The organism is Bradyrhizobium algeriense (assembly GCF_003062295.1).
In the GTDB taxonomy this organism is placed as follows: Bacteria; Pseudomonadota; Alphaproteobacteria; order Rhizobiales; family Xanthobacteraceae; genus Bradyrhizobium; species Bradyrhizobium algeriense.
Map to the genome: position 1 here is coordinate 566007 of NZ_PYCN01000001.1, position 15707 is coordinate 581713.

13 protein-coding genes are annotated in these 15707 nt (G+C 63.9%); 8 read left to right on the plus strand and 5 right to left on the minus strand.

The genetic code is table 11. The features are described from left to right. The first annotated feature begins 150 nt into the window (after positions 1-150). The 5 genes from C7G61_RS02705 to C7G61_RS02725 all read left to right on the plus strand — a co-directional run bounded on the left by C7G61_RS02705 (position 151) and on the right by C7G61_RS02725 (position 7484). On the plus strand, positions 151-1404 hold the full coding sequence (locus C7G61_RS02705) for an aspartate kinase (RefSeq protein ID WP_108512492.1): 1254 nt from the start codon (positions 151-153) through the stop codon (positions 1402-1404). Positions 1405-1730: 326 nt separating this feature from the next. Beyond that, positions 1731-3998: a phosphoenolpyruvate--protein phosphotransferase gene (gene ptsP / locus C7G61_RS02710; RefSeq protein WP_108512493.1), complete on the plus strand. Its 2268-nt coding sequence runs from the start codon at positions 1731-1733 to the stop codon at positions 3996-3998. A 56-nt stretch (positions 3999-4054) separates the two neighbouring features. Next, on the plus strand, positions 4055-5134 hold the full coding sequence (prfA, locus tag C7G61_RS02715) for a peptide chain release factor 1 (protein ID WP_108512494.1): 1080 nt from the start codon (positions 4055-4057) through the stop codon (positions 5132-5134). 229 nt (positions 5135-5363) lie between these two features. Continuing rightward, the gene (prmC, locus tag C7G61_RS02720; protein ID WP_108512495.1) at positions 5364-6245 is read left to right on the plus strand and encodes a peptide chain release factor N(5)-glutamine methyltransferase; all 882 of its coding nucleotides are present in this window, start codon (positions 5364-5366) and stop codon (positions 6243-6245) included. A gap of 489 nt (positions 6246-6734) precedes the next feature. Beyond that, a complete protein-coding gene (locus tag C7G61_RS02725; RefSeq protein WP_108512496.1) occupies positions 6735-7484 on the plus strand; it encodes a DUF4167 domain-containing protein in 750 nt (249 codons plus the stop codon). A gap of 150 nt (positions 7485-7634) precedes the next feature. Here C7G61_RS02725 and C7G61_RS02730 read toward each other — a convergent pair whose 3' ends face one another. Continuing rightward, positions 7635-8381: a methyltransferase domain-containing protein gene (locus C7G61_RS02730; RefSeq protein WP_108512497.1), complete on the minus strand. Its 747-nt coding sequence runs from the start codon at positions 8379-8381 to the stop codon at positions 7635-7637. 122 nt (positions 8382-8503) lie between these two features. Between C7G61_RS02730 and gloB the strand changes: the two genes are divergently transcribed. After that, positions 8504-9271, plus strand: coding sequence for a hydroxyacylglutathione hydrolase (gene gloB / locus C7G61_RS02735; protein ID WP_108512498.1), 768 nt, complete (start codon positions 8504-8506; stop codon positions 9269-9271). Beyond that, on the plus strand, positions 9271-9705 hold the full coding sequence (locus tag C7G61_RS02740; RefSeq protein WP_420836727.1) for a cupin domain-containing protein: 435 nt from the start codon (positions 9271-9273) through the stop codon (positions 9703-9705). The genes gloB and C7G61_RS02740 overlap by 1 nt, the downstream gene beginning before the upstream one ends. Before the next feature lie 75 nt (positions 9706-9780). On the opposite strand, the gene yddG is transcribed toward C7G61_RS02740, so the two are convergent. The 3 genes from yddG to C7G61_RS02755 form a co-directional block, all read right to left on the minus strand. Further along, the gene (yddG, locus tag C7G61_RS02745; protein ID WP_108512499.1) at positions 9781-10650 is read right to left on the minus strand and encodes an aromatic amino acid exporter YddG; all 870 of its coding nucleotides are present in this window, start codon (positions 10648-10650) and stop codon (positions 9781-9783) included. 145 nt (positions 10651-10795) lie between these two features. Further along, positions 10796-11521 (minus strand): acetoacetyl-CoA reductase, encoded by a 726-nt coding sequence (gene phbB, locus C7G61_RS02750; protein ID WP_108512500.1) that lies wholly within the window; start codon positions 11519-11521, stop codon positions 10796-10798. Positions 11522-11746: 225 nt separating this feature from the next. Then, entirely contained in the window at positions 11747-12925 is a 1179-nt protein-coding gene (locus tag C7G61_RS02755) for an acetyl-CoA C-acetyltransferase (protein ID WP_108512501.1), read from the minus strand. 304 nt (positions 12926-13229) lie between these two features. On the opposite strand from C7G61_RS02755, the gene phaR reads away from it, so the two are divergent. Beyond that, the gene (phaR, locus tag C7G61_RS02760) at positions 13230-13829 is read left to right on the plus strand and encodes a polyhydroxyalkanoate synthesis repressor PhaR (protein WP_108512502.1); all 600 of its coding nucleotides are present in this window, start codon (positions 13230-13232) and stop codon (positions 13827-13829) included. 164 nt (positions 13830-13993) lie between these two features. On the opposite strand, the gene C7G61_RS02765 is transcribed toward phaR, so the two are convergent. Further along, positions 13994-15688, minus strand: a complete 1695-nt coding sequence (locus C7G61_RS02765; RefSeq protein ID WP_108512503.1) for a putative bifunctional diguanylate cyclase/phosphodiesterase — start codon at positions 15686-15688, stop codon at positions 13994-13996. Positions 15689-15707 lie beyond the last annotated feature (19 nt).

Here is a 15707-nt window from a genome sequence, read left to right on the forward strand (position 1 = left end):
ACCACAGCCATTTGCGCCATTTTTGGGCCGAAAACGAAGCTGGTTGCTTGCTCCGGACCGCGCCGCTATGTATACGCCGCTTTCGGCCCGGGCGCTCCACTTTCCGTACGGGTCACCTAACTTATCCTCACAGGGAATGCACGCGTCGTTATGGGCCGCCTCGTGATGAAATTCGGCGGTACGTCCGTCGCCAACATCGATCGAATCCGCAACGTCGCGCGTCACGTCAAGCGCGAAGTCGATGCCGGACACGATGTCGCCATCGTCGTGTCGGCCATGGCCGGCAAGACCAACGAGCTGGTGGAATGGTGCCGCGACGCCTCGCCGCTGCATGATGCGCGGGAATATGACGCCGTGGTGGCATCCGGCGAACAGGTAACCTCGGGCCTGCTCGCGATCGTGTTGCAGGGCATGGGGATCCAGGCCCGCTCCTGGCAGGGCTGGCAGATCCCGATCAAGACCTCCGACGCCCACGCCTCGGCGCGGATTCTGGAGATCGACGGCACCGAGATCAGTGCCCGCTTCAAGGATCGCAAGGAAGTCGCCGTCATTGCCGGCTTTCAGGGCATCAATCCGCAGACCAACCGAATCACCACGCTCGGGCGCGGCGGCTCGGACACCTCGGCGGTGGCCATTGCGGCCGCGATCCGCGCCGACCGCTGCGACATCTATACCGACGTGGACGGCGTCTACACCACCGATCCGCGGGTGGTTCCCAAGGCGCGGCGGCTCGACAAGATCGCCTTCGAGGATATGCTGGAACTGGCGTCGCTGGGCGCCAAGGTCCTGCAGGTGCGCTCGGTGGAACTCGGCATGGTGCACAACATGCCCGTGTTCGTCCGTTCCAGTTTCGACAAGCCCGAGGACATCGACCCGCACGGCACGCCGCCGGGCACGCTGATCTGCAGCGAGGAGGAAATCATGGAAAGCCACGTCGTCACCGGCATCGCCTTCACCAAGGACGAAGCCCAGATTTCCCTGCGCCAGATCGAGGACAAGCCCGGCGTTGCCGCCGCGATCTTCGGGCCGCTGGCGGATGCCAACATCAATGTCGACATGATCGTCCAGAACGTCTCCGAGGACGGCAAGACCACCGATCTTACCTTCACCGTTCCGGCCTCCGACTATAACCGCGCCCGCGACACCATTACCTCGTCAAAGGGCAAGATCGGCTATATCAGGCTCGACAGTGCCACCGACGTGTCGAAGGTTTCCGTGATCGGCAGCGGCATGCGCAGCCATGCCGGCGTCGCGGCGAAGGCATTCAAGGCGTTGTCCGAGCGCAATATCAACATCCGCGCCATTACCACCTCCGAGATCAAGTTTTCGGTGCTGATCGACGCCGCCTATACCGAACTTGCGGTGCGCACGCTGCACACGCTCTACGGGCTCGACCAGGCTTAGAACGATTTTCTCTCAAATTTAGCGCATGATCTGATCGCCAAACCGGAGGCGTTTTGGCAGACCATGCACTTCGCTGGCGCAGCATCGGCTCTGACACATACGTTATTGCTTCTGGCAAGCGTTTTGCTTGGCAAAACAAGCCTCGATTGGCTATACGGCCTGTGAGGTGGGTTGCCGCAAACTGCGCCACGGTTTTGGCGATCCCGATTCGGCCGGGATCAGGTGCCTGCGGTCGCGCCGAATGAATAAAATTGTAGTGTTTCGTGCGTTTCACGCCAGCTGCCGGCCACCCGGCAGGCTGGACTCGCGGGGGAGGATATCAGCACATGCGGAGCACGTCGGGAGGCCCCCGCGTCTTGTTGAGACGGCTCCGCGAAACCATGGCGGAGAAGGTCTCGGCGCAGGAGCGCCTGGACAAGATCGTGGTGCTGATCGCGGCCAACATGGTGGCCGAGGTCTGCTCCTGCTACGTGCTGCGCATCGATAACACGCTCGAGCTATATGCCACCGAAGGTCTGAACCGTGACGCGGTGCACCGAACGGTGCTGAACGCGCATGAGGGCCTCGTCGGCCTGGTCGCCAGCGAGGCGAGCCCGCTCAACCTCTCGGACGCGCAAAACCACCCGGCCTTCTCGTTCCGCCCCGAGACCGGCGAAGAAATCTACCATTCGTTCCTCGGCGTGCCGATCCTGCGGGCCGGCAACACGCTCGGCGTGCTGGTCGTCCAGAACCGCGCCAAGCGCACCTATGTCGAGGAAGAGGTCGAGGCGCTGCAGACCACCGCCATGGTGCTGGCGGAAATGATCGCCTCCGGCGAACTGGCGGCGCTGGCACAACCCGGCGCGGAACCGGCGGCGCGGCATTCCCTGCACAAGACAGGCGCGATCCTCTCCGACGGCATCGCGCTCGGCCATGTCGTGCTGCACGAGCCGCGCGTCGTCATCACCAACTACATCGCCGAAGACCTGCCGAAGGAAATCAAGAAGCTGGATGCGGCGCTGACCAAGCTGCGCGCCGACCTCGACCGCATGCTGGAGCGCGGCGACGTCGCCGACGGCGGCGAGCACCGCGACGTGCTCGAAGCCTACCGGATGTTCGCCAACGACCACGGCTGGTCGCACAAATTGCACGAGGCGGTCGCCACCGGCCTCACCGCGGAAGCCGCCGTCGAACGCGTGCAATCCGATACCCGCGCGCGCATGCTGCGCTCGACCGATCCCTATTTGCGCGACCGCCTGCACGATCTGGAAGACCTCGGCCATCGCCTGATGCGACAATTGGTGGGGCAGGATCACGCGCCGTCGCGCGAGCAGCTTCCCGAGAACGCCATCCTGATCGCGCGCGCGATGGGACCTGCGGCGCTGCTCGACTACGACCGCAAACGGCTGCGCGGCCTGGTGCTGGAGGAAGGCACCGCGAACTCCCACGTCTCGATCGTGGCGCGCGCGCTCGGTATCCCCGCCGTCGGCGAGGTGCCGAACGCGCCCGGCATCGCCGATCCCGGCGACGCCATCATCGTCGACGGCACTTCGGGCTCGATCTATGTCCGCCCCTCGGCCGAGATCGAATCGGCCTATGCCGAGCGGGTGCGGTTCCGCGCGCGGCGGCAGGCGCAGTATGCGGCGCTGCGCGACAAGCCCTGCATCACCAAGGATGGCCAGCCGGTCGAACTGATGATCAATGCGGGCCTCGTGATCGACCTGCCGCATATCGACGACACCGGTAGCGCCGGCATCGGGCTGTTCCGCACCGAGTTGCAGTTCATGGTCGGCCAGAGCCTGCCGCGATCCTCCGACCAGTTGGCGCTCTATCGCACCGTACTGGACGCCGCCGGCTCCAAGCCCGTGACGTTCCGCACCCTCGATATTGGCGGCGACAAGGCGCTGCCCTATATGGAGACCGTGGTCGAGGAAAATCCCGCGCTCGGCTGGCGGGCGATCCGGCTCGGGCTGGACCGGCCGGGGCTATTGCGCGGCCAGATCCGCGCGTTGCTGCGGGCCGGCGGCGGCCGCGCGCTGAAGATCATGTTCCCGATGATTTCCGATGTCGCCGAATTCGACCAGGCCAAGGCGATTGTCGAGCGCGAGCTGACCTATTTGCGCCAGCACGGCCATGCACTGCCGGAACGTATCGACGTCGGCACCATGATAGAGGTGCCGGCGCTGCTCTATCAGCTCGACGAGCTCCTGAAGAAGGTCGATTTCGTTTCGGTCGGGTCGAACGATCTGTTCCAGTTCATGTTCGCGGTCGATCGCGGCAACGCCAAGGTTTCCGAACGGTTCGACACCATGTCGGCGCCGATCATGCGTGCGCTGCGCGACATCGTGCGCAAGGCGCAGTCGGCGAAGAAGGCGGCGTCGCTCTGCGGCGAGATGGCTTCAAAGCCGCTTGGCGCGCTGGCGCTGATTGCGCTGGGTTACCGCTCGCTGTCGCTATCCGCCACCGCGCACGGTCCTGTGAAGGCCATGATCCTCGACCTCGACGCCAAGAAGGCCGAAGCTGTCCTCATGCCGCTGCTCGACGCGCCGGCCGGCAGCGTCTCGATCCGGAAGAAACTGACGGAATTCGCGGAAGCCGAGGGGCTGTCGTTGTAGCGAGGCTCGGTCCCGACAACTTAGCCGTCCGCATCCGCTGCCCTGAGAACAACGCCATGCTACCCGAAGCCAAACTCGATATCCTGCTCGCCCACCACGCCTCGCTCGAAGCCGAGTTGCTGGGCCAGGTGAATTCCGAGAAATACGTCCAGATCACGCGCGAGCTCGCCGAGCTCAACCCGCTGATCGACGCGGTGAAAGACTATCGCGCGGCACGGGCCGAGATTGCGGGCGCCGAATCGCTGCTGGCGGATGCCGCCACCGATGCCGAAATGCGCAGCATGGCCGAAGCCGAACTCGAAACGCTGCAGGCGCGCACAGCCGAACTGGAGCAGAAGATCCGCGTGGCGCTGCTGCCCAAGGACGCCATGGACGACCGCAACGTGATGCTGGAAATCCGCGCCGGCACCGGCGGTGACGAAGCCTCGCTGTTCGCCGGCGACCTGTTCCGCATGTATGAACGGTTTGCCGGCCTGCAGGGCTGGAAGGTCGAGGTGATTTCGGCCTCCGAAGGCACCATGGGCGGCTACAAGGAAATCATCGCCGAAGTGCAGGGCCGCGGCGCGTTCGCCAAGCTGAAATTCGAATCCGGCGTGCACCGCGTGCAGCGCGTGCCCGACACCGAAACGCAGGGACGCATTCACACTTCAGCGGCAACGGTCGCCGTGCTGCCCGAGGTCGAGGACGTCGATGTCGACATCAAGAACGACGATCTGCGGATCGAGACCATGCGCGCGCAGGGCGCCGGCGGCCAGCACGTCAACAAGACCGAGTCAGCCATCCGCATCACCCATATTCCGACCGGCATTGTCGTGATGATGCAGGACAGCCGCTCGCAGCATAAAAACCGCGCCTCCGCGATGAACATCCTGCGCTCGCGCATCTATGACGCCGAGCGCCAGCGCGTCGATGCGGTGCGCTCCGCGGATCGCAAGGAGAAGGTCGGCTCCGGCGACCGAAGCGAGCGCATCCGCACCTATAATTTCCCGCAAGGCCGCGTCACCGACCACCGCATCAACCTGACGCTCTACAAATTGCCGCAGGTGATCGCGGGCGAGGCGCTGGGCGAATTGATCGACGCGCTGACCACCGAGCATCAGGCCGCCCAGCTTGCTGCGCAAGGCGCGGCCGCGTGAGGACCATCCGGCTGCCGTCCCCGCGAACGCGGGGACCCATCAACAGTTTCGATGTCGTCCCTGCGAACGCAGGGACCCATAACCACAGCCGTTCGTTGCAACGGAAGATATCAACTCACACTGCCTCAACCGCAAGGCCGCGGGGCCGCGATGAGCGCACTTGCGCTCACGCTCGGGGTCCCTGCGTTCGCAGGGACGACGTGTGGAGAGATTTGCGCGAGAACGCCGCATGACGGATTTCGCTGGCCAAACCGTCGAAGCCGCACGGCGCATGCTCACCGCGCGACTCAAAACCGCCGCCATCGAATCCGCCGAACTCGACGCGCGGCTCCTGACAGGCCATGCACTTGGCCTCGACCTGACCGGCTTGATATCGGCCGCACGCCGCCAACTCACCCCGGACGAATCGGCCCGCCTCGAGGAATTCGCGCGCCGTCGTCTCGCGGGCGAGCCGGTTGCGCGCATTCTCGGCGAGAAGGAATTTTGGGGCCTGCCGCTGCAGCTCTCATCCGCGACACTGGTGCCGCGGCCCGATACCGAGACGGTAGTCGAACTGGCGCTGGAGCTGCTGCGCGCCGATGGCGACCTCGATCGCCCGTTGCGCATCGCCGACCTCGGCACCGGCACCGGCGCAATTCTTCTGGCGCTGCTGTCCGAATTGCCGGCGGCGCAAGGATTCGGGACCGACATTTCGCAAGCCGCCTTGCAAACCGCCGGAGCCAATGCAGCGCGCGCAGGGCTATCGGATCGCGCGACGTTCATCGCGTGCGATTATGCAAGCGGACTAATCGGGCCGTTCGATCTGATCGTTTCGAATCCGCCCTATATCCGCACGGCGGATATCGATGGGCTGGCGGCAGAGGTGCGGAATCATGATCCGCCGGCCGCGCTCGATGGCGGCGCCGACGGGCTGGATGCCTACCGCGCCCTAATCCCCCAGGCGGCGCGCCTTCTGGCAGCGGGCGCCCCCCTCGTTGTGGAAGCCGGACAAGGCCAAAGCGGCCCTATCCAGGCCCTGATGGCGACCGCAGGGTTAATGCCTGTGACAGCCCCCAAAACCGACCTGGCGGGCATTCCGAGGGCCGTCGCGGGTCACAAAATGGCCCGATAAAGTCCTTTTGAAACGCAAAAAAACCCCTTGGAATATTCCCCGGGAACGACTACGTTCCGGCCACAACATCGGTCCAGGGTTGCTGGCCCCGTAAGACGATGCGGGTGAGGCCAGAGTTCTCGAAACGAGAGCCCGCCGAGTGAAAGGTTCCAAAAGCAGGTCGAATTGAGCGCAATAGCTGGAGCTGTGCTGCTCTCGACCGTAAAGCGAACGAAAGCCTGATATTGCGCTTGAAGACTTACGCAACAGCTGGTCACGCAAAGTCGTCACGCAAGACGATTGGGCTGGTTTTGGCAGGCTGAACGATTTGGTCCGGCGGGCGTTGTACGCCGCCGGTTGGGGAACGCGTCTTTGCTGAACGCGACGGTTGGCGACATCGACGACATGAATCTGAACGGCATCGTGATTCGGTGCGTCTGAACGCGCGCCGGGTCGGATCAGGCTACGACGGCAACTGCATTAACTTCAGGGCTGGAATAAAGGCGAGACATGAGAAACGGTCAGAACAACAAGCGGATGCGTAACCGGAATAATAACAATAGCAACAACAACAATAATAACCGGCGCGGTCAAAACCCGATGACCCGGGTGTTCGAATCGAACGGGCCCGATATCAAGATCCGCGGCACCGCCTCGCACGTCGCCGAGAAATACGTTCAGCTGGCGCGTGACGCGCGCTCTTCCGGCGACCCGGTCGCGGCCGAGAACTACTACCAGCACGCCGAACATTATTTCCGCCTGATCGCAGCCGCGCAGGAGCAATTCCGGCAGAACCAGCCGCAGCCGCGCGTCGATACCGAAATGCAGCCGGTGACGGAAGACGGCGACGACGACGGCGAGAGCTTCTCGCATTTCGGCCAGGAGCCGGGCTTCGTCCCGCAGCAGCCACAGCCTTACGTCCGCGACAACAATCCGCGCGAGCAGCGCGGCGACGGCCAGCCCTTCCAGCGCGACCAGCAGCCGCGCGAACACCATCGCGAGCGCGAGCACCGTCCGCAACCGCAATATCAGCCGCAACCCCAGCCGCAGCCGGTGATTGCCGACACCGGCGGCGTCGATCGCCTGCCCTCCTTCATCACCGGCCCGCAGCCGCAGGTGAACGGCACGCCCGGCGGGTATGAAGAGGGCCGTGGCGGCGAGCGTTTCCCGCGCCGGCGCCGCCGGCCGCACGGTCCGCGTCCCGAGGGCATAGCCGCACCTGCCGCGCCCAGCGAAGATTTCAATCCGGGGAATGAGTAGGTAGCGGCAACTCTCGGTATCTCGTCGTCCCCGCGAACGCGGGGACCCATACGCCGCGGCCTTTCATCTGAGGCACGCAGGTCGACGATCTTTCAAACAAATACCGCCTGTGGTTATGGGTCCCTGCGTTCGCAGGGACGACCACTGAGACTACGCCTTATCCCTTGTCGCCGTCGACGACGGCACCAGCACCGGCTCCAGCGATGGAATCAGCCGCGTGCGTTCGCGGCCCGCGGGGATCGCGCGATAGACCTGCTTGGTCGCCTCCACGATATGGACGCCCGCGAACGGCAGCGACAGCGCGGCGCCGACGCGCTCCCACGCCATCGCGGAGCGCAGGAACCAGCTATTGCCGACCGGCGGCAGGAACAGCGCCTCGCCCCACGAAGCCGGCGTGAACCAGGTCTGCCGCAGCAATTGCGTGATCTGCGCGCGCGAATAGGGCCGGCCGTGACCGAACGGCGTGTTGTCGGTGCGCGTCCACACGCCGCGCCGGTTCGGAATCACCGCGATCAAGCGGCCGGATGGTGCCAGTATCCGCCATACTTCGCGCAGCAAGCTTTCCGGATCGTCGGACATTTCCAGCGCGTGGACCAGCAGAATGCGGTCGACTGCAGCGTCCGGCAATGGCATCGAGAATTCGTCGATCAGGGAAGCCAGCGCAGGCCGCCCCGTCGGCCACTTCAAGACGCCCTGTGCTGCCGGCATGAAGGCGATACAGCGTTCGGAATCCTCGCGAAACAGGCCGAGATAGGGCGTCGGGTAGCCGAGCCCGAGCACGCGCTGCCCGGCCGCATCGGGCCAGCGCGCCCGGATGCCGCGGTTGATCAACTGCCGCGCCACGATGCCGAGGCGCTGCGAATAGAAATCGCGGAGATCGATGACGTCGATGGTCATGGACGTAATCTACCACACCGTGTTTCGTCTGGGCGCTTCGAAAATGGCATTGCCGCGTGAGCGTTAACGCCATATTTCTTTGGAATTACTGGGGCGTTGAAAGCCTTAATCACGGAGCTATCATGGCCGCAGAAATTCGCACCTTCACCTGCCTCAACGACAATTTCGGCTATTTGATCCACGATCCCACGACCAAGGCCACCGCATCGATCGACGCGCCGGAAGCCGGCCCGATCATCAAGGCGCTGGAGCGCGAGGGCTGGACGCTGACGGATATCCTCGTCACCCACCACCATCACGACCATGTCGGCGGCGTCGCCGAACTGAAGCAGAAATATAGTTGCCGGGTCGTCGCCCCCAACGACAAATCCACCAAGATCGCCAATGTCGACCTGCGCGCGGCCCATGGCGACGTGATCAAGGTGGGCAGCCTGCTGGCGCGGGTGCTGGAAACGCCCGGCCATACGCTCGATCATATCTCCTACGTATTCGACACCGAAAAGGCGGTGTTTGCCGCCGACACGTTGTTCTCGATCGGCTGCGGCCGGGTGTTCGAGGGCACCTATCCCATGATGTGGGATTCGCTGTTGAAGCTGCGCGCGCTGCCGGACGATTTCAAACTCTATTGCGGCCATGAGTATACGGCATCGAACGTCAAGTTCGCGCTCACAGTCGACGGCGATAACCCCGCGCTGAAGGCGCGCGCCGAAGAAGTGACGCGGCTGCGTGCGGAAAACAAGCCGACGATCCCGGTGCTGCTGGGCGAGGAAAAGCAAGCCAACGTGTTCCTGCGCGCTGACGAACCGTCGGTGGCGGCGAAGCTGCACATGAAGGGCGCCGGCGCGGCCGAGGTGTTCGGCGAACTCCGCGAACGCAAGAACAAATCCTGATGGCGCTGCCGCACGACGCCGCCGAGATCATCGCGCGGCTGGACCTCAAGCCGCATCCGGAAGGCGGGCACTATCGCGAGACGTTTCGCGACGTGAGCGTGGATGCCGACGGACGCTCGCGATCGACCGCGATTTATTTCCTGCTGGCCCGCGGCGAACGCTCGCACTGGCATCGCGTCGATGCCGTGGAGACCTGGCACTATTATGCCGGCGCGACGCTGACCCTGCAGATCGCCGACGACAAAGGCCAACGCAGCGTGAAGCTCGGCGCGGATCTCGTAGCCGGCGAAGCGCCACAGGCGATCGTGCCACCGCACGCCTGGCAGGCCGCCGAGAGTACTGGCGATTGGACCCTGGTCGGCTGCACCGTGGCGCCTGGGTTCGAGTTTGCGAAATTCGAGATGGCGCCGAAGGGATGGCAGCCCTCTTCGTAGGATGGGTGGAGCGAAGCGATACCCATCAACCGTGGCATGCCGAAGCATGATGGGTTTCGCTTCGCTCTACCCATCCTACATCTTTTTCCACACCATATCTTTCGCCGCGATCAGGCCGCCGCCGGCGATCAGGATCGCGGCGATGGCGATCGTGGCGGTCGGCTGCGCAAAGCCGGCGAGAATCAGAAATGTCGTCGACAGCAATGGCGTCGCGTAGGACGCGGCGCCGAGCACGCGGATATCGCCGCGTTTCATGCCGATGTCCCAGACGAAGAACGCGACCCCCACGGGGCCGACGCCGAGCGCAATGATTGCCAGCCACTGCCCAACCGTCTCAGGCCACACCGTGGTCTCGACCATGCCATGGACGAGCGCGGCCAGCAGCGCAGTGGCGAGACAGAAGCCTGCCACCGCATCCGTCGGCACCGCCTTGAGCTTGCGCGACATCACCGAGTAGGCCGCCCACACAAAGGCGGCGACGAAGGCTGCGGCCAGGCCCGGGATCTGGCCCGGCGTAAAGCTGCCGGTGTTGCCGGCGAACAGCAGTACCGTTCCGGCCAGACCCAACACGGCGCCGATGATGTGATGCGGTGCCAGCCGCTCGCCCGGCAGCAGCGAGGAGAACAGCACGATCAGGAGTGGCCAGAGATAGTTCAACAGGCCGGCTTCCGCGGGCGGCGCAAAGCGCAGCGCGAGGAAATACAGCGCGTGATAGCCGAACAGGCCGCCGACACCGACGACCCAGGCGATCGGCGGCTGCCTAAGCGCATTGAAGGCAGAGGGCCGGAACAGGAAGCTGGCGAACGCCACCGCCGCGCCGATCGCAAATGTCATCGCGGCGAGCTGGAATGCGGGAATCTTCCCGGTGGCGACCGTCAACACCGACAAAAGCGACCACATCAGGATCGCGGTCAGTCCGATCAGCGTGGCGGTGCGGGGAGTCATGGGCAGAGTTCTCTCGTCATGGCCGGGCTTGTCCCGGCCATCCACGTCTTTTCTTGTCGCTGTTTGTAAAGACGTGGATGCCCGGGACAAGCCCGGGCATGACGACTTTTTCACACAACGCCTCGTCGCAATGACGAGCGCGCCATCACACCATGTACTGACCGCCGTTGACCGTCATGGTCGAGCCGGTGATGCCTCCGGCCTCGTCGGCGGCGAGGAACACCACCGCGCGGGCGATTTCCTCGGGCTCGCCGAGGCGATTGACCGGGATCAGCGGCAGGATGCTTTTCTCAAGCACCTCCTTCGGCACCGCCTGCACCATTTCGGTGTTGATGTAGCCGGGGCAGATCGCATTCACGGTGATGCCGCCCTTGGCGTTCTCCAGCGCGAGCGCCTTGGTAAAGCCGATGTCGCCGGCCTTGGCCGCGGAATAATTGACCTGGCCGAACTGGCCCTTCTGGCCGTTGATCGAGGAGATGTTGATGACGCGGCCGAATTTGCGGGCGCGCATGCCTTCGATCACCTGGCGCGTCATGTTGAACAGCGAGCCGAGATTGGTGTTGATGACCGCGTTCCACTGATCGAGCGTCATCTTGTGGAAGGCGCCGTCCTTGGTGATGCCGGCGTTATTGATCAGCACGTCGACCGGACCGAGATCGGCTTCGACCTGCTTGACGCCGGCCGCGCAGGCATCGAACGAGCTGACGTCCCATTTGTAGACGGGGATGCCGGTCTCGGATTTGAATTTTTCGGCCGCAGCGTCGTTGCCGGCGTAGCTCGCCGCCACCGTATAGCCCGCAGCCTTCAGCGCCTTGCTGATCGCCGCGCCAATGCCCCTCGTCCCCCCCGTAACCAATGCAACACGTGCCATGTCGTAGTCCTCCTTGGTGGTCTTTTTTCTACGCCGGAATTGCTCCGGTCTTTTGACGAAACTCAATCTTCAAGTTTTCAAGCGCTCTTGTTTTTCAAGCGCTCTTGGAAACACTTGCGCAAGATGAAAATGCCCGGCGCGAGACCGGGCATTTCATCTTTACCAATTCGAGCTGCGGTTGCGAGATGATCTTTTCATCATTCAACCAGTCACTCTGCCTTTAGTTCAGTCGCGTGCAATGCACATCGCGATGCCCATGCCGCCGCCGATGCACAGCGTGGCGAGGCCCTTCTTGGCATCGCGCTTCTGCATCTCGTGCAGCAGCGTCACCAGCACGCGCGCGCCTGATGCGCCGACCGGGTGGCCGATCGCGATCGCGCCGCCATTGACGTTGACCTTGCCGGTATCCCAGCCGAGGTCCTTGTTGACCGCGCAGGCCTGCGCCGCGAATGCCTCGTTGGCCTCGATCAGGTCGAGATCGCCGATGTTCCAGCCAGCCTTCTTCAGCGCGGCGCGGGACGCGGGGATCGGCCCGGTGCCCATGATCTTGGGATCGACGCCGGCCTGGCCCCACGACACGATGCGGCCGAGCACTTTCTTGCCTTCCTTGGCGGCCTGCCTGGCGGTCATCAACACCACCGCGGCGGCACCGTCATTGATGCCGGACGCGCTGCCGGCGGTGACGGTGCCGTCCTTCTCGAACGCGGGCTTCAGCTTCGCCATCGAGTCGAGGGTGGCGCCGTGGCGCGGATATTCGTCGTCGCTGACGATAATATCGCCCTTGCGGGTCTTGATGGTGACGGGGACGATCTCGTCCTTGAACTTGCCGGCCTTCTGCGCCGCCTCGGCCTTGTTCTGCGAGTGAACCGCGAACTCGTCCTGCTGCGCGCGGGTGATCTGATACTGGCGAGCGACGTTCTCGGCAGTGTTGCCCATGTGGTAGCCGTTGAAGGCGTCCCACAGGCCGTCCTTGATCATGGTGTCGACCAGTTCGAGGCCGCCCATCTTGACGCCGCCGCGCAGATACTGCGCGTGCGGGGCCATGCTCATGGATTCCTGGCCACCGGCGACCACGATTTCGGAATCGCCGTTGAGCAGCGCCTGATAGCCCAGTGCCACCGTGCGCAGACCGCTGCCGCAAAGCTGGTTGACGCCCCAGGCCGGGCTTTCTACCGGAATACCGGCGGCGATCGAGGCTTGGCGGGCCGGGTTCTGGCCCTGGGCTGCCGTCAGTATCTGGCCCATGATGACTTCGGAGACGCGGCCAGGCTCAATGCCGGCCCGCTCAAGCGCGGCCTTGATGGCGACGGCGCCGAGGTCATGGGCAGGCATGGTGGCGAACGCGCCGTTGAAACTGCCGACCGGGGTGCGGGCGGCGCTGACGATGACGACATCGTCTGACATGGACATCTCCTGAGGTTGAGGTTTCTTGTGACGGCGGGCGGCCGGACGGCGTGCCTGTCTCTCGCCTTATCCTCATAACCTCGTTGAGCCATGTCAATCGGCGAGGGCCCAAAATCCTGCCGCGGCGCATTCAAATTGATCCACGTGAGGGTTTCCATAGCAGGGTCCATGCCTTGGAATTAACCGTGCCGCACAAAACGGTAGCCGAACCGCATTGAAAATGCTTACTTTGCTGCGTTGCGTTGCTCGTCTGCCCGTCGGCGATGCCGTCGGGTTCCCCGTTCTCGGTGTCGATGTGTGAGCCATGGCAAAGTCAGACCAACCTACGACCATCAAGAAATACGCCAACCGGCGGCTCTATAATACCGGCACCAGCACCTATGTGACGCTCGAGGATCTCGCGGCGATGGTGAAGGATGGCGAGGATTTTCTCGTCTATGACGCCAAGACCGGCGACGACATCACCCGCTCGGTGCTGGCGCAGATCATCTTCGAACAGGAAAACAAGGCCGGACAGAATCTGTTGCCGACCACTTTCCTGCGACAGTTGATCCGCTTCTACGGCGACAGCATGCAAATGGTGGTGCCGAAATATCTGGAGCAGTCGATCGACACGCTGACGCGCGAACAGGAAAAATTCCGCAAGCAGCTCACCAACACCTTCAGCGGAACGCCGTTCGCGCCGCTCGAGGAACACGTCCGCCGCAATATGGAATTGTTTCAGCAGACGTTCTCGATGTTCAAGCCGTTCGTGCCGCCGCGCCCCGGCTCAAGCACGACCGAGCCCGAGAAGGTGCCGGAGCCGGCGCCCGACGAAGACAATATCGACGATCTTCGCCGCCAGATGAAGGACATGCAGGAACGCCTCGAGCGCATGTCGAAAGAGCCGAAGAAGGAAGAGTGACAGGGTTCACTGCCTCGTCGTCCCCGCGAAAGCGGGGACCCATAGCCACTGGCATTTGTTGTTACTGAAGGTCTCTCCCTACGCCGCCTCACCGATAGGCCGCGGCGTATGGGTCCCCGCGTTCGCGGGGACGACGGAGAGATTTTTTACCACAAGAGAGCGAATCAGCCCGCCGCCGGCAGCGCCGCATCTCCCGCCACGGCCCACGGCCGTTCCGGCGAGGCCAGCCCGATCAGGCGGCCCTGGATGTAATCGCAGCCCCATTCGCGCAGCATCACGGCGGCTTCCTCGTCCTGCACCCATTCCGCCACCGTCTTGATCTGCAGGCGGTTGGCCAGATCGATCAGCGTATGCACGAAGGCGCGATCGTCCGCGGAGCGTGCGATGTTCTGCACGAAGGCGCCGTCGATCTTCACGATATCGACGCCGAGCTTGCGCAAATTTCGGAATGAAGTGTAGCCGGCGCCGAAATCGTCGATCGCGATCTGGCTGCCGAAGTTTTTCAGTCGCGTAATGAAGCCCCTGATGTCATCGATATCCTGGATCGCAACCGTTTCGGTGATTTCGACGATCAGCCGCTCACCGGCGCCGGGATGCGCCTGCATCAGCGATTCGATTGAAGTCCACCAGTCCGGATCCATCGTGGTGTCGGGAGAGATGTTGAGGCTGAGCCGCACGTTCGGCGACGCCGCAAGTTCGGCAACCGCGAGTTCAAGCACGCGGTGATCGACCAGCCGGATCAGCCCCAATCGCTCGGCGACCGGAACGATATCGGGCGCCAGCAGCGCCTGCCCGTCCGCCTGCTCCATCCGCACCAGGCACTCGTAGAACGCCGGCTGCCGCGAGCGCGCTTCGACCACCGGCTCAAACGCCGTGACGATGCGGCGCTCGTTCAGCGCCGTGACGATCTCGTCGGTGACGCGGATGTTGACGCGGCGCTGGGCATCGCGTTCGACATTCGGACGCCACAGCGAGAACGATCCGGCGCGGCGGCGCTTGGCGCCATCGAGTGTTTCCTGGGCGCGGGTGATGGCCTCATCGGCAGTGCGGGCGTAGCGCGGGATGCTGACCGCACCGATCGAGGCCGTCACCGAGACCGGGCCGGATTTGGTCGGGATCACCTCGTCGCGGACCCCTGCCAGAAAGCGCTCGGCTGCGGTATTGGTGTCGTCGACCGTGCAGTTCCTCAAGACCAGCCCGAACTTGTTGCCGGAGAACCGGCCGAGCATATCGCCGCCGCGCAGCTTGGCGCGGATGCGTTTTCCGACCTCGGCGATCACGGCGTCCGCGACATCGAAGCCAAAGGCGTCGTTGACGCGTGCCAGATGATCGATGCCGATCAGCATGAAGGCGGAGGACGATCGGAAACGCATGGTTTCTTCGATCGACTCCGCCAGTGAGGCGACGAGATGCGTGCGATTGAGTTCACCGGTCAGCGGGTCGTGCCTCGACAGCCGCATGAGCTGTTCGTCGCGGGCGTGGCGCTCGTTATTGATACGGACGATACCTTGCGCGCGCACCGCCTTGCCGTCGGCCCCGGCAAACCAGCAACCGGTCTCCTCGATCCAGATCACGGGCGCCGAGGCCGCGGCCCGTACGCCATATTCGATCCGGTAGGCGACCCCTTCTTCGCCGGTCCGCGCCGGCCCCGATTGAGCAAGCGCCTCGCTGCGGATCGAACGGGAGGGCTCGATCAGCCTGGCGAAGCCGGAACCGCTGGCCAGCGCCTCCGGTGGAATATCGGTGAAGACCGCACCGGCATTGTCGCTCCAGGCGATGGTGTCGGCCGCCAAGTCCCAGACGAAAGCAGCCTGCCCGAGCGAGGCAAGAATGCTGGCGGCTTGCGGGACATGGGGCATCGGGTCGCCTCAATTCGGG

Bases quoted from the DNA above. Each gene is read 5' to 3' on its own strand.
- C7G61_RS02705 (WP_108512492.1), top strand. From the start codon at position 151: ATGGGCCGCCTCGTGATGAAATTCGGCGGTACGTCCGTCGCCAACATC.
- ptsP (WP_108512493.1), top strand. From the start codon at position 1,731: ATGCGGAGCACGTCGGGAGGCCCCCGCGTCTTGTTGAGACGGCTCCGC.
- prfA (WP_108512494.1), top strand. From the start codon at position 4,055: ATGCTACCCGAAGCCAAACTCGATATCCTGCTCGCCCACCACGCCTCG.
- prmC (WP_108512495.1), top strand. From the start codon at position 5,364: ATGACGGATTTCGCTGGCCAAACCGTCGAAGCCGCACGGCGCATGCTC.
- C7G61_RS02725 (WP_108512496.1), top strand. From the start codon at position 6,735: ATGAGAAACGGTCAGAACAACAAGCGGATGCGTAACCGGAATAATAAC.
- C7G61_RS02730 (WP_108512497.1), bottom strand. From the start codon at position 8,381: ATGACCATCGACGTCATCGATCTCCGCGATTTCTATTCGCAGCGCCTC.
- gloB (WP_108512498.1), top strand. From the start codon at position 8,504: ATGGCCGCAGAAATTCGCACCTTCACCTGCCTCAACGACAATTTCGGC.
- C7G61_RS02740 (WP_420836727.1), top strand. From the start codon at position 9,271: ATGGCGCTGCCGCACGACGCCGCCGAGATCATCGCGCGGCTGGACCTC.
- yddG (WP_108512499.1), bottom strand. From the start codon at position 10,650: ATGACTCCCCGCACCGCCACGCTGATCGGACTGACCGCGATCCTGATG.
- phbB (WP_108512500.1), bottom strand. From the start codon at position 11,521: ATGGCACGTGTTGCATTGGTTACGGGGGGGACGAGGGGCATTGGCGCG.
- C7G61_RS02755 (WP_108512501.1), bottom strand. From the start codon at position 12,925: ATGTCAGACGATGTCGTCATCGTCAGCGCCGCCCGCACCCCGGTCGGC.
- phaR (WP_108512502.1), top strand. From the start codon at position 13,230: ATGGCAAAGTCAGACCAACCTACGACCATCAAGAAATACGCCAACCGG.
- C7G61_RS02765 (WP_108512503.1), bottom strand. From the start codon at position 15,688: ATGCCCCATGTCCCGCAAGCCGCCAGCATTCTTGCCTCGCTCGGGCAG.